Source organism: Streptomyces sp. NPDC048825, assembly GCF_043198355.1.
Lineage (GTDB): Bacteria > Actinomycetota > Actinomycetes > Streptomycetales > Streptomycetaceae > Streptomyces > Streptomyces xiangluensis.
Genome location: NZ_JBICUR010000021.1, coordinates 41,758 through 54,399 on the forward strand (window position 1 = coordinate 41,758; position 12,642 = coordinate 54,399).

The 12,642-nt window shown below is 69.5% G+C and carries 11 protein-coding genes; 7 read left to right on the forward strand and 4 right to left on the reverse strand.

Annotated elements, in window-relative coordinates; translation table 11 throughout:
• Window positions 1-24: 24 nt before the first annotated feature.
• On the reverse strand, window positions 25-801 hold the full coding sequence (locus tag ACGFNK_RS37625; RefSeq protein ID WP_344390039.1) for an amino acid ABC transporter ATP-binding protein: 777 nt from the start codon (window positions 799-801) through the stop codon (window positions 25-27).
• A 282-nt stretch (window positions 802-1,083) separates the two neighbouring features.
• Between ACGFNK_RS37625 and ACGFNK_RS37630 the strand changes: the two genes are divergently transcribed.
• Both ACGFNK_RS37630 and ACGFNK_RS37635 read left to right on the forward strand, forming a co-directional pair.
• The gene (locus ACGFNK_RS37630; protein ID WP_386344866.1) at window positions 1,084-1,770 is read left to right on the forward strand and encodes a response regulator transcription factor; all 687 of its coding nucleotides are present in this window, start codon (window positions 1,084-1,086) and stop codon (window positions 1,768-1,770) included.
• Between the two features lie 9 nt (window positions 1,771-1,779).
• Complete coding sequence (locus ACGFNK_RS37635; RefSeq protein WP_393423375.1) at window positions 1,780-3,183, forward strand: ATP-binding protein; 1,404 nt, start codon at window positions 1,780-1,782, stop codon at window positions 3,181-3,183.
• 77 nt (window positions 3,184-3,260) lie between these two features.
• On the opposite strand, the gene ACGFNK_RS37640 is transcribed toward ACGFNK_RS37635, so the two are convergent.
• Window positions 3,261-4,259: a TAXI family TRAP transporter solute-binding subunit gene (locus ACGFNK_RS37640; RefSeq protein ID WP_393423377.1), complete on the reverse strand. Its 999-nt coding sequence runs from the start codon at window positions 4,257-4,259 to the stop codon at window positions 3,261-3,263.
• A gap of 258 nt (window positions 4,260-4,517) precedes the next feature.
• A complete protein-coding gene (locus ACGFNK_RS37645; protein ID WP_393423379.1) occupies window positions 4,518-6,389 on the reverse strand; it encodes a serine/threonine protein kinase in 1,872 nt (623 codons plus the stop codon).
• 175 nt (window positions 6,390-6,564) lie between these two features.
• Here ACGFNK_RS37645 and miaB point away from each other — a divergent pair, with 175 nt between their 5' ends.
• Both miaB and ACGFNK_RS37655 read left to right on the forward strand, forming a co-directional pair.
• Complete coding sequence (gene miaB, locus ACGFNK_RS37650; protein ID WP_393423381.1) at window positions 6,565-8,091, forward strand: tRNA (N6-isopentenyl adenosine(37)-C2)-methylthiotransferase MiaB; 1,527 nt, start codon at window positions 6,565-6,567, stop codon at window positions 8,089-8,091.
• Between the two features lie 313 nt (window positions 8,092-8,404).
• The gene (locus ACGFNK_RS37655) at window positions 8,405-9,148 is read left to right on the forward strand and encodes a class III extradiol dioxygenase subunit B-like domain-containing protein (RefSeq protein WP_393423590.1); all 744 of its coding nucleotides are present in this window, start codon (window positions 8,405-8,407) and stop codon (window positions 9,146-9,148) included.
• Window positions 9,149-9,564: 416 nt separating this feature from the next.
• Here the strand turns inward: ACGFNK_RS37655 and ACGFNK_RS37660 are convergent, their stop codons facing one another.
• Window positions 9,565-9,855, reverse strand: coding sequence for a hypothetical protein (locus ACGFNK_RS37660; protein WP_393423383.1), 291 nt, complete (start codon window positions 9,853-9,855; stop codon window positions 9,565-9,567).
• Between the two features lie 182 nt (window positions 9,856-10,037).
• On the opposite strand from ACGFNK_RS37660, the gene miaA reads away from it, so the two are divergent.
• The 3 genes from miaA (at window position 10,038) to dapF (ending at window position 12,553) form a co-directional block, all read left to right on the forward strand.
• Window positions 10,038-10,976, forward strand: a complete 939-nt coding sequence (gene miaA / locus ACGFNK_RS37665; protein WP_393423385.1) for a tRNA (adenosine(37)-N6)-dimethylallyltransferase MiaA — start codon at window positions 10,038-10,040, stop codon at window positions 10,974-10,976.
• Between the two features lie 108 nt (window positions 10,977-11,084).
• Window positions 11,085-11,582 (forward strand): hypothetical protein, encoded by a 498-nt coding sequence (locus tag ACGFNK_RS37670; RefSeq protein WP_033318902.1) that lies wholly within the window; start codon window positions 11,085-11,087, stop codon window positions 11,580-11,582.
• Between the two features lie 101 nt (window positions 11,583-11,683).
• Window positions 11,684-12,553, forward strand: coding sequence for a diaminopimelate epimerase (gene dapF, locus ACGFNK_RS37675; RefSeq protein ID WP_393423387.1), 870 nt, complete (start codon window positions 11,684-11,686; stop codon window positions 12,551-12,553).
• The last annotated feature ends 89 nt before the right edge of the window (window positions 12,554-12,642 follow it).

Consider the following 12,642-nt stretch of genomic DNA (forward strand, 5'->3'; position numbering starts at 1 on the left):
CGTCGTTGCGGGTGGCGCAGGTCGTCAGTGGTGAAGGATCTTCGACAGGAAGTCCTTGGCACGGTCACTGCGCGGGTTGCTGAAGAACTGGTCCGGCACAGCCTCCTCGACGATTCGGCCGTCCGCCATGAAGACGACACGGTTGGCAGCCGAACGAGCGAAGCCCATCTCGTGCGTGACGACGATCATGGTCATGCCGTCGCGTGCGAGCTGCTGCATGACCTCCAGGACCTCATTGATCATCTCCGGGTCGAGGGCCGAGGTCGGCTCGTCGAAGAGCATGACCTTGGGGTCCATCGCCAGCGCCCGAGCGATCGCTACACGCTGCTGCTGACCGCCCGAGAGCTGTGCGGGGTACTTGTCCGCCTGGGCGGTAACGCCCACTCGGTCGAGCAGCGCCCGTGCCTTCTCCTCTGCGGCCTTCTTGTCCGCCTTGCGGACCTTGAGCTGGCCCAGCGTCACGTTTTCGAGCACCGTCTTGTGCGCGAACAGGTTGAACGACTGGAAGACCATGCCGACGTCGGCACGCAGCCGGGCGAGTTCCTTGCCCTCCTCGGGCAGCGGCTTTCCGTCGATCGAGATGGTTCCCGACTCGATGGTCTCCAGGCGGTTGATGGCGCGACACAGGGTGGACTTTCCGGACCCGGAGGGTCCGATGACCACGACGACTTCACCACGAGCGATGGTCAGGTCGATGTCCTGGAGCACGTGCAACGCGCCGAAGTGCTTGTTGACGTTCTTCAGCACGACCAGATCGTCGGCCGTGGGTACGGCGTCCTTGGTCACCGATACTTCGGTCATCGGCCTCTTGCTCCGTCCTCCTCGGTTGCGGAGGACAGTAGTAACGCCGTACGACCAGCGTCATTACATCTGAGGGGAAATTGAGCATAACGATCTGGTAGCAACCGGACACTCTTCGTGAACGGTCGCCTCCGGTCCGTACCGGCTGGGTAACGGAAACCCGCCGCGACCCGAACCCTCTTGACGCCGTACTTGCGCATCGGCGTGACTGCCTTGGTGCACGTGCGCGTGCTCATCTCTACGCGCCGAGACTGTATGGCCGATGAACCGAAGGGGGCCGGAATGCGACTGCTCCTCGTCGAGGACGACAACCATGTCGCCGCCGCTCTGTCCGCGGTCCTCGCGCGCCATGGCTTCGACGTCACGCACGCCCGCAGCGGGGAGGAGGCGCTCCAGGCGCTCGTCCCGGAGGGCGCGGGTTTCGGAGTGGTCCTGCTCGACCTGGGGTTGCCCGACCAGGACGGCTACGAGGTGTGCGGCAAGATCCGTAAGCGCACCAGTACCCCGGTCATCATGGTGACCGCGCGCTCCGACGTACGTTCTCGGATCCACGGCCTCAATCTAGGCGCCGACGACTACGTGGTGAAGCCCTATGACACCGGTGAACTGCTGGCTCGTATCCACGCCGTCAGCAGGCGCAACGTTCCCGACGAAACGACTGTCCCTATAGAGACCGCACTGCACCTGGGTCCCGTACGTATCGAACTGCCCACCCGTCAGGTCAGCGTGGACGGTTCGGTTGTCCAACTGACCCGCAAGGAGTTCGACCTTCTCGCGCTGCTCGCCCAGCGCCCTGGAGTGGTGTTCCGGCGGGAGCAGATCATCAGCGAAGTGTGGCGCACCAGCTGGGAAGGGACCGGGCGCACCCTGGAGGTGCATGTCGCCTCCCTGCGCTCCAAGCTGCGCATGCCGGCCCTGATCGAGACCGTGCGCGGCGTCGGCTACCGGCTCGTCGCGCCCGTCGCATAGCGGGCTCAGGTGCGCTCACGACTCCTCCCGCTGCTCATCGTCCTGATGGCGGCGGTGCTGCTCGCGCTCGGCGTCCCTCTCGCCATCAGCCTGGCGGCCGCCCAGCAGCAGAAGGTGGTCGTCGACCGGATCGACGACACGGCACGTTTCGCGTCCCTCGCACAGTTCGTCACCAGCCCCCCGAAGGGCTCACGGGTCAACTCCCCGAACGAGCGGCTCAAGACCCTCACCAGGGAACTCATCAAGTACAACGGGCTGTACGACATCAAGGCCGGCGTCTTCTACCGCGAAAATGTCATGGCCAATGCGCCCGTGGACTGGTACGTCCCCGAGCAGGGCGAGCTTCGCGACGCGTTCGACGAGGCCTTCCAGAGCCGTCGCAGCCACGACCCGAAGCAGGTCTGGCCGTGGGAGCGGGACCGTCTCGTCGTAGCGTCGCCCGTCATCCGGGACGGCGACGTCCTCGCCGTCGTGGTCACCGACTCGCCCACCGGGCAGATGCGCTCGAAGATCCTCCGTGGCTGGCTGATCATCGGTGCAGGTGAGATCGCCGCGATGCTCCTCGCGCTCAGCGCCGCGCTGCGCCTGACCGGGTGGGTGCTGCGGCCCGTACGCGTCCTCGACGCCACCACCCACGACATCGCGACCGGACGGCTGAAGTCCCGCGTCGCGGCTGCCGGCGGGCCGCCGGAACTCAGGCGTCTGGCCCGGTCGTTCAACGAGATGGCCGACAACGTCGAGGACGTCCTGGAGCAGCAGCGCGCCTTCGTGGCCGACGCCTCACACCAACTGCGCAACCCCCTGTCCGCCCTGCTGCTGCGCATCGAACTGCTCGCACTGGAACTCCCCGAGGGCAACGAGGAGATCGCCTCCGTCCGCACCGAGGGCAAGCGCCTCGCCCAGGTCCTGGACGACCTCCTGGACCTCGCTCTCGCCGAGCACGCCGAGGCGGACCTGCGGCTCACCGACATCGGAGAGCTGGCCGCCGAGCGCGTGGCGTCATGGTCGCCGGTCGCCGACGACAAGGGCGTACGACTCGTCGGGACCTGCCCCGCCACGACCGCCTGGGCCGACCCGGTCGCCCTATCCAGCGCCCTGGACGCCGTGATCGACAACGCGCTGAAGTTCACCCCTGAGGGAGAGTGCGTCGAGGTCGAGGTCGCCTCCAACGGCACGGTCTCGACCGTCGTGGTCGCCGACCGCGGTCCCGGCCTCAGCGACGAGGAACTCGCCCGCGTCGGCGACCGCTTCTGGCGCAGCCCCAGTCACCAGAACGTCAAGGGTTCGGGCCTGGGCCTGTCCATCTCCCGGGCCCTGCTGGCCGCGGGCGGCGGCTCCATCGTGTACGAACACCACGAGCCGCACGGCCTGAAGGTGACGGTGAGCGTGCCGCGGACGGTGCCCGGCGCCTGAACGGGCTGCTAAGGCGCCTGTGGGGCGTTTGCCGAGGGGGCTTGGCCTGGCGCGGACCGCGGCCGTCGTACGAGCCGCTACGGCTTGACCGAACGGTAGTAGCGCCCCGCGCCCTCGTGCAGGTCCAACGGGTCGGTGTAGATGGCGGTCCGCAGGTCCACCCGCTGTGCCGCGTGCACCTTCTCGCCGATGCTGTCGCGACTGTTGATCACTGTGCGGGTCATCCCCTCGGTCAGCTTCGCGTCCGTGTCGGCCCGTGTCACGAGGAGGTTCGCCACCGCCACCGTCGGCACGGACTCTCCGGACTGGGCGCTGGGGTAGGCCTCCGCCGGCATCACGGCGGACCGGTAGTACTCGGCCTCCCCGCCTTGTTTGTGCAGCTCCTTCACGAGGGCCTCATTGATCGGGACCAGCTTGATGTCGAACCTGTTCGAGAGCTCGGTCACTGCACCCGTGGGAAGCCCGCCGGACCAGAAGAAGGCGTCGATCTTCCCCGTCTCGAGCAGCTCCGGCATTTCATTTATGCCGACGGACACCGGCTCGATGTCAGTTTCCAGATCGAGCTCTGCCGCCCTCAGTACATGCTCCGCGATCAGCCGCACTCCGGAGCCGGGCTGCCCGACCGCCACCTTCTTGCCCTTCAAATCTGCGATGTTCTCCACGGAGGATGTCTGGGGGACGATCACGTGCACGTAGTCGTCGTAGAGTCGCGCGCAGCCGCGCAGCAGATCCGCGCCCCGACCGCCCTCCCGCTGGTACTTCTTCACCGCGTCTGCCGCCGCGATGGTGAAGTCGTCCTCCCCGGTGGCCACCCGCTCCACGTTCTGCTGGGAGCCCACGCTCTCCCGTAGCTTCACATTCAGGCGCGGCATGTCCTTAGCGAGAGCCTCCTGCAGCAGCGTCCCGTAGAGCTGGTACACCCCGGTCGCCGACCCGGTGCTGAAGGAGACCGTTCCGCCCGGTGAGCTCTTGCCCAGGGGCAGCAGCCACCACAACAGCAGCCCGAAGGCCACGAAGGCGGCGGCCGAACCCTGCAGGGCCCGACGTCTGCCGATACGGGAGAGTTCCTGGAACATGCGCGCGATCCTGCCAGCTCACCGACGGGGATGACCAGGGCCGGACGGGCTGCGCCAGGTGAGCGTCGACGACAGCCCACCGCTCGAACCCGGGCGGCGCACCACGTCCCTCGTCACCCAGTGCCTGGGCGGATGCCTCACACAGCGCGCCATCCGCCCTCACGAGACAGTCGCGCCTCTGTCGTCCGGCGCGCTACTGCATCTGCAACATCTCTCTGGCGGTCGTACGCGTCGCGGACGAGCCCTCCTGGACCACTCCTAGGCCGCGTTGCGCCACACCTTCACGTCCAAGGTGGCGTACGTCGTCCCGGACGAGCCCTGGTACGTCGCCAGCCCCACGTGCCCCGTCCCGCTGATCACGCACATCTGCTGGCCGACGGTGAGGTCCTTGACCCAGATGTAGCTTTTGTAGCCGGTCGCTGCCTTGCACACGTCCAGGCCCCCTTGCCGACCGACCGGCAGCAGGGCGAGGGAGCTGCCGGCGTCGGTGCCGGGGGCGAGGACCGCGCCCGAGGAGTAGACGGCGTACGTCAGATCCTCGTCGGAGGTCCCGGTGTCCGCCCTGGACCGCACCGGAGTGTCTGCCAGATACAGGTCGTGGCTCTTGGTCATCCGGATCCCTGCGTACGTCACCGGGACAGGGGCCGTCGGCGACGGGGGTCTGCTGGGTGCGGCTGTCGGGGGAGCCGAGGTTGTGGTCCGGGTGGGCGTCGCGGCCCCCGAAGGGCTGGGCGGCAGAGCGGACTTGGTGGCTTTGGGCTTCTTCGAGGCCGAGGCCGAGGACGGGGAGCCGGACGCCGGCGGCGACGCCTTGGCGGCCGTGGCCGACGGTGATGCGCCCACCTCCTGCGCCCGGCCGTCGCTCTTGTCGCCGTCGCCCGGAACGAGCAGCAGCGCTGCGGCCGCCCCACAGGCAACGAGCACGACGGCAGCCGCCGACAACAACCAGCCCCGGGCCTTGCGGCCGGTGTCACCCGAGGCCACCGAGGACGTCTGTGCGGCCGCCGGCTCCTGCGGCTGCGGCCAGGAAGGCGGAGCGTACGGACCCGGCGCGGCGCCTGGCCCCATCACGAAGGGTCCGGGCAGCGCGGCATGGGACGGCGAGTTGGCGGCGTAGGCTGCCGGGGGCCCGAAGTCGCCGGAACCGGCGGGCCCGAATCCGCCGGAAGCGTGAGTGCCCTGAGTCACCCCCGCCCGGGCCTGATCGGCGCCTTCGGCCCGAGCCGCGATGCCCGCCGCCAGCTCGCCCGGCAGCCACGCGCCGGACGTGAACCGCGCCTCGTCACCGCGATGCGCCTGGATCGTCTGAACGGAGCGTATGAGGTCCTCGACGGAAGGCCGCTCGGCGGCGGGCTTGCGCAGACACCGTGCCACCAACTCCCGTATCTCGACCGGCACGCGATTGAGATCGGGCTCCTCGTGCACCACCCGATAAAGCACCGCGTGCGGATCCCCTGCCCCGAAGGCGGTGCCGCCCGTCGCCGCGAACACGGCCATCTGCCCCAGCGCGAACACATCGGCCGAGGAGCCGGCCTCCCCGCCGAGCGCCTGCTCCGGCGCCATATAGGCGACCGTGCCGAGGGCCACCCCGCTCTGCGTCACCGACGTGGCATCCACCGCCCGCGCGACACCGAAGTCGATGACCCGCGGCCCGTCCGTGGCGAGCAGCACATTCGACGGTTTGAGATCCCGATGCACGATGCCCTCGCGGTGCACCGCCTGCAGGGCCTCCGCGACACCGGCGATCAGCCGCAGCACGGTGTCGACGGGCAGCGCCCCGTGGTCGCGCACCGCGTCGGCGAGGGACGGCCCCGGCACATAGGCGGTCGCACACCACGGCATGGGGTCTTCGGTGTCGCTGTCCACGACCGGAGCCGTATAGAGCCCGTGCACCCGGCTCGCCGCGGCCACCTCCGCCCGGAACCGCTTTCGGAACTCGGCGTTCTCGGCCAGCTCCGGCCGGATCACTTTGACCGCGACGGCCCGCCCGCCCGGCGTGTGCGAGAGATAGACCCGCCCCATGCCACCGGACCCGAGCCGGGCCACCAGCCGGTAGCCGCCGACGACCTGCGGATCGCCTTCCTCCAGTGGCTGGAAACCACCGGTATCGGCCCCACCGTTGCTCAACACGCCCCACTCCACCCCGTGAACTGCTCTGTGGTGCCCATTGCATCACGGGTCCCTCGCGTCCCGCCCCCTCGACGGAGCAGCCGATCACCCGGGCGCCCTGCTCTTCGGCTTCGGGAGGCGTTCGCCTCGGAAAACACCGGGACAGGGTTCTCCAGCAACCGCCTACCCTTGAGGAATGACCAGCAGCAGCGACCGGAGCCTCGCAGTGGACGTTCAAGGATCTAAGAGCTACGAAGTCCGAACCTACGGGTGCCAGATGAACGTCCACGACTCCGAGCGGCTCTCCGGGCTGCTGGAGGACGCCGGCTACGTACGTGCGCCCGAGGGGGCGGACGGTGACGCGGATGTCGTCGTCTTCAACACGTGCGCTGTGCGGGAGAACGCCGACAACCGCCTGTACGGCAATCTCGGCCGCCTCGCGCCGATGAAGTCGAAGCGGCCAGGGATGCAGATCGCCGTCGGCGGCTGTCTCGCGCAGAAGGACCGCGACACCATCGTGAAGAAGGCGCCCTGGGTGGACGTCGTCTTCGGTACGCACAACATCGGCAAGCTGCCCGTCCTCCTGGAGCGCGCCCGCGTACAGGAAGAGGCGCAGGTCGAGATCGCCGAGTCGCTCGAGGCGTTCCCGTCGACGCTGCCGACCCGCCGCGAGAGCGCGTACGCCGCGTGGGTCTCCATCTCCGTCGGCTGCAACAACACCTGTACGTTCTGCATCGTCCCGGCGCTGCGCGGCAAGGAGAAGGACCGCAGGACCGGCGACATCCTCGCCGAGATCGAGGCCTTGGTCGGCGAAGGCGTCAGTGAGATCACGCTGCTCGGTCAGAACGTAAACGCTTACGGATCCGACATCGGCGACCGTGAGGCCTTCAGCAAGCTGCTGCGGGCCTGCGGGAAGATCGAGGGCCTGGAGCGCGTCCGCTTCACCTCGCCCCATCCGCGCGACTTCACGGACGACGTGATCGCCGCGATGGCCGAGACACCGAATGTGATGCCGCAGCTCCACATGCCGCTTCAGTCCGGCTCCGACCCCGTCCTGAAGGCGATGCGCCGCTCGTACCGGCAGGAGCGGTACCTCGGGATCATCGAGAAGGTCCGGGCCGCGATCCCGCACGCCGCGATCACCACCGACATCATCGTGGGCTTCCCCGGAGAGACCGAGGAGGACTTCGAGCAGACCCTGCACGTGGTCCGTGAGGCCCGCTTCGCGCAAGCGTTCACGTTCCAGTACTCCAAGCGTCCCGGAACCCCGGCGGCCACCATGGAGAACCAGATCCCCAAGAAGGTTGTGCAGGCGCGGTACGAGCGTCTTGTCGCCCTCCAGGAGGAGATCTCCTGGGAGGAGAACAAGAAGCAGGTCGGTCGCACCCTGGAGTTGATGGTCGCCGAGGGCGAGGGCCGCAAGGACGGCGCCACGCACCGCCTCTCCGGCCGCGCCCCTGACAACCGCCTGGTGCACTTCACCAAGCCCGACGCCGAGGTCCGCCCCGGTGACGTGGTCACCGTGGAGATCACCTACGCCGCCCCGCACCACCTGCTCGCCGAGGGCGCCGCCCTCGATGTGCGCCGCACGCGCGCGGGGGACGCCTGGGAGAAGCGCAACACGACCGAGACCGCGAAGCCCGCGGGAGTGATGCTCGGGCTGCCCGCCGTGGGCGTACCGGCGCCGCTGCCGGCCCCAACGGGGGGTTGCTCCGCACACTGATCCGCACGCGCGAAGGGGGGCCATGGCGCGCTGGGTGATCACGGTGGAGTACACGAAGGTGGATTCGGGGCCGGGGATGGAGACGATCGCCGAGTTCGACGGCTCCCGCGAGGACGCCGAGCGCAGGCTCTCGGAGACTGCCCACACCCACAAATCGGGACGGCGCGAGCGGCACAGCCGTATCTGTCGCCACCTCGGCGGTGACGCCTACTGCGTGGACGTCCAAGGCGCTGGATCTACGCACGAGTGGTGCTCCCTGCCGCCGAGCCGGTCTGGAACTCCGACTCGGGACCGCCGCAGTAGGCTGGCGATCATGCTGGTCGCCGCCGCTGTCTGCCCCTGTCCGCCGCTGCTCGTACCCGAGGCCGCCGCGGGCGCGGCGCCCGAGTTGGACACCGCGCGCGTGGCATGTGCGGACGCCCTCGGCGTACTGGCCGCCGCCCGCCCCGACCGGCTCGTGGTCGTCGGCCCCGCCGAGCAGAGTCGGCAAGGGCCGTATCAGGAGGGCACGCGGGGTTCGTTCCGCGGGTTCGGCGTGGACCTCGAGGTGCGTTTGGGTTCTGGTCCGGGTGTTGGTCCGGGCGAAGGAAGGCCGGATCCGGCCGCGCCGGAGCGTGAGCTTCCGGCCTCGCTCGCCGTCGCTGCCTGGCTGCTGCAGCGAACGGACTGGTCCCACGCTCCTGTGGAAGGTCTCGGTGTGGGGGAACCTCTCGCGGCCGAGCGGTGTATTCAGATCGGGAAGGAAATCGTCGCGCGGGCCGAGAGGGTGGCACTGCTGGTGATGGGCGACGCCAGCGCGTGCCGGTCGCTCAAAGCGCCGGGGTATCTGGACGAGCGGGCGGCGGAGTTCGACGCGGAGGTCGCGCGGGCGCTGGCGGCGGCGGACGTGGCGGCGCTCGAGGCGCTGGATGCCGCGCTGGCGCGGGAGTTGATGGCCTCCGGCCGGGTGCCCTGGCAGGTGCTCGCGGGCGCGGCCGACGGCGCGGGGCTCCGCGGCGCCCTGCTGTACGAGGACGCGCCTTACGGCGTGGGGTACTTGGTGGCGGCCTGGTCGTAGCCGCGAGGTGACGGGCGCCGCCGTAGCGGGCCGGCTCGGCCTGGCGTAGGCGCAGGGCCACTGGGGTGGAGTGGAGCCGGCACTGAGTCACAAGCGGCCACTGAGCCCTGGGGCGGCGGCGCTGAGTCTGTGTCGCCTGCTGGGCGTCTGCCAACAAGCCGACAACACGACGGACGGCCCGGAACCCCCAAGGGCTCCCTGGCCGTCCGCCGATGTGCTGTCTTTCAGGATGCCGAGGGCGGTGGCGGTGCGTCGTGGAGGAGCCGTCACGCCGCCGTCCGTCCCGTCAGTCTCCTTGTGCGCAAGCCGGTCCAGGGCACCCTGCTGCGCGAGGTGCGAGACCTTTCCCTTGGCGGGCGTGAGCTTGGTCTTCAGGCTCTCCAGGAGACCCAGGGTTCACCTCCCTCGCGGGACGGTTACTGGCGGGCGCCCTCGTCGGCCTCGTTGTCGGCCGCCTTCTCGGCGGACTGCTGCTTGGGGATCTCGACGCCGTCCGAAGCCTCGGGCTCCGGGGACTCCGCCGACTCCTCCGCGGCCCCGTCCTCGGTATCGGCCGACTGCTCAGCTACCTCCGCCGCTTCTTCCGTATCAGCCTTCGCCTCGGGTTGGGCCGTCAGGGTGTCGGCCTGCGGCTCAGCGGTTGACGCCTCCTCCGGCCTACTGGACTTAGGCTTGTCTTTCCGAAGAAGCCGTGCAAAAACGCCCATATCAACTCCATACCCTGCTCGTGTGGGCGAAATTCCATGCCGCCCGGTGCGTCCCATTGCGTCGCCGGGTCCGCCGGTCCTCAAAACCGGCGGCTGGAACCTCGCAACAGGCAACGACCCCAGACCCGTGGCGTCACGTAACTCGTTCGAGGAGAGGCCCAGAGGTTTGCGAGACTGTTGCGGTGAGTAGTGCAGCCCCCGCCCCGCGGGTCATCGCCGTCGTCGGTCCTACCGCGGCGGGAAAGTCCGATCTGGGAGTCCAGCTTGCCCAGCAACTCGGCGGCGAGATCGTCAACGCCGACTCCATGCAGCTCTACCGGGGGATGGACATCGGCACCGCCAAGCTGACGCCCGAGGAGCGTCGAGGCATCCCGCACCACCTCCTGGACATCTGGGACGTGACGGTGACCGCGAGCGTGGCCGAGTACCAGCGGCTCGCCCGCGCCCGTATCGACGCCCTCCTCGCCGAGGGGCGCTGGCCGATCCTCGTGGGCGGCTCCGGCCTGTACGTCCGGGGAGCCGTCGACAATCTGGAGTTTCCCGGTACCGACCCCGAAGTGCGGGCCCGCCTGGAGGAGGAGCTCACTCTGCGCGGCTCGGGTGCCCTGCACGCCCGGCTGGCGGCCGCCGATCCCGAGGCGGCCCATGCGATTCTGCCCAGCAACGGACGCCGGATCGTCCGCGCCCTCGAAGTCATCGAGATCACCGGCAAGCCCTTCACCGCCAACCTGCCCGGCCACGACTCCATCTACGACACCGTGCAGATCGGCGTAGATGTGGCGCGTCCCGAACTCGACGAGCGCATCACCCGCCGGGTGGACCGGATGTGGGACGAAGGGCTCGTCGACGAGGTGCGCGCGCTGGAGGCGCGAGGCTTGCGTGAGGGGCGTACGGCATCGCGGGCGCTCGGCTACCAGCAGGTTCTGGCGGCTCTCTCCGGGGAGTGCACCGACGACGAGGCGCGGGCCGAGACCGTACGCGCCACCAAGCGCTTCGCGCGCCGTCAGGATTCCTGGTTCAGGCGCGACCCACGGGTGCATTGGCTCAGTGGGGCCGCGGCGGATCTCACGGAACTTCCGGGGCACGCCCTGACATTGGTCGAACGACCGGTTACAGCCTGATCACGTCATGGCATCGGGACGCTCCGCCCGTCATCCCAGCCTATGACACCGTGCCATCATCGAGCTTCGATCGACCAAGTGGAGTCCGAGTTGGGAGGGCGCGTGGCGATGGAGGCCGGCCCTCGCGACACCGCACAAGGCACGGAGCACGACACCGTAAGGGATCAGCAGGATCCGGACGGGGACCGACTGAGCCCCGACGGACCCGACGAAACCCCGGGCGGCGTGACCGCCGACGGACCCGGGCCCGACGAGATGTTCGCGGAGCCCGAGGTCGAGGTTGAGCTGCGTCCACAGCGCCGGCTGCGGATCTGGCAGCTCGCGCCCATCGTGGGCCTGGCCGCGCTCGGCTCCCTGATGTTCGCCTTCCCGCTGGCGTTCGACTTCGGCGACAGCGGTGCCATGATCGCCATGCTCGGCCTGCTGATCTCCTCCTGCGCCGCGGGCTGGGGCATGATGGCCGCCCGCCGCGTCGGCTACACCTGGCCCGGCCTGCCGCAGCGCGGCTCCGGCCGTCGCCCGGACTGGCGGGTCGTGATCGCGTACGCCGTGATCGTCGCCCTGGTCGTCGTCCTCGCCGTGTGGCGAGTGGCCCGCCTGCGCTGAGGCCTGGAGGGCTCCTGATGGACTTCCGCGGCGTCGCGGAGACCGATCAGGAGTCCCCCAGCCCGGGCCGAGGTCTCGCACCCACCCCGTACGATCGAGGAATGAGCACGCGGATCGCCTTCCTCAAGGGGCACGGGACCGAGAACGACTTCGTGATCGTCCCCGACCCCGAGAACGCCATCGACCTGCCCCCGGCCGCCGTCGCCGCCCTCTGCGACCGCCGCGCGGGCATCGGCGGGGACGGTCTGCTGCACGTTGTACGGTCCGCCGCGCACCCCGAGGCCAAGGAGATGGCCGCCGAGGCGGAGTGGTTCATGGACTACCGCAACGGCGACGGTTCGATCGCGGAGATGTGCGGCAACGGAGTGCGGGTGTTCGCGCGCTACCTCCAGCGCGCCGGACATGTGACCGAAGGAGACATCGCGATCGCCACGCGCGGGGGCGTGAAGAGGGCGCACATCGCCAAGGAGGGCGACGTCACCGTCGGCATGGGCAAGGCGCTCCTCCCCGAAGGGGACGTCACCGTGAGCGTGGGTGAGCGCAGCTGGCCCGCGCGCAACGTGAACATGGGCAATCCGCACGCGGTCGCCTTTGTCGACGACCTCGACCATGCAGGCAACCTGTTCGCACCCCCGCCGTTCAGCCCGGTGTCCGCGTACCCGGACGGGGTGAACGTCGAGTTCGTCGTCGACCGCGGCCCTCAGCACGTCGCCCTGCGCGTGCATGAGCGCGGCGCCGGAGAGACGCGCTCGTGTGGCACGGGCGCGTGTGCCGTCGCGGTGGCGGCGGCGAGACGGGACGGCGCCGATCCCGGCGTCACCGGCACCCCGGCCACGTACACCGTCGACGTGCCCGGCGGACGCCTGGTGATCAGCGAGCGGCCCGACGGCGAGATCGAGATGACCGGACCCGCGGTGATCGTCGCCGAGGGCGAGATCGACGCCGAGTGGCTCGAAACCGTAAACCCCTGAGCCATCGCTCGAATGGGTGATCCGTTTCACGCTCGGCGTGAGGCGGTCAGCCGAGCGTGCTGGGCTCGATAGCATCAAGCACCGGCCCG

Coding starts and splice junctions, on each gene's coding strand:
- ACGFNK_RS37625 (WP_344390039.1), bottom strand. CDS start 801: ATGACCGAAGTATCGGTGACCAAGGACGCCGTACCCACGGCCGACGAT.
- dapF (WP_393423387.1), top strand. CDS start 11,684: ATGAGCACGCGGATCGCCTTCCTCAAGGGGCACGGGACCGAGAACGAC.
- miaB (WP_393423381.1), top strand. CDS start 6,565: ATGACCAGCAGCAGCGACCGGAGCCTCGCAGTGGACGTTCAAGGATCT.
- ACGFNK_RS37640 (WP_393423377.1), bottom strand. CDS start 4,259: ATGTTCCAGGAACTCTCCCGTATCGGCAGACGTCGGGCCCTGCAGGGT.
- ACGFNK_RS37660 (WP_393423383.1), bottom strand. CDS start 9,855: ATGGGCGTTTTTGCACGGCTTCTTCGGAAAGACAAGCCTAAGTCCAGT.
- ACGFNK_RS37670 (WP_033318902.1), top strand. CDS start 11,085: ATGGAGGCCGGCCCTCGCGACACCGCACAAGGCACGGAGCACGACACC.
- ACGFNK_RS37655 (WP_393423590.1), top strand. CDS start 8,405: ATGCTGGTCGCCGCCGCTGTCTGCCCCTGTCCGCCGCTGCTCGTACCC.
- ACGFNK_RS37630 (WP_386344866.1), top strand. CDS start 1,084: ATGCGACTGCTCCTCGTCGAGGACGACAACCATGTCGCCGCCGCTCTG.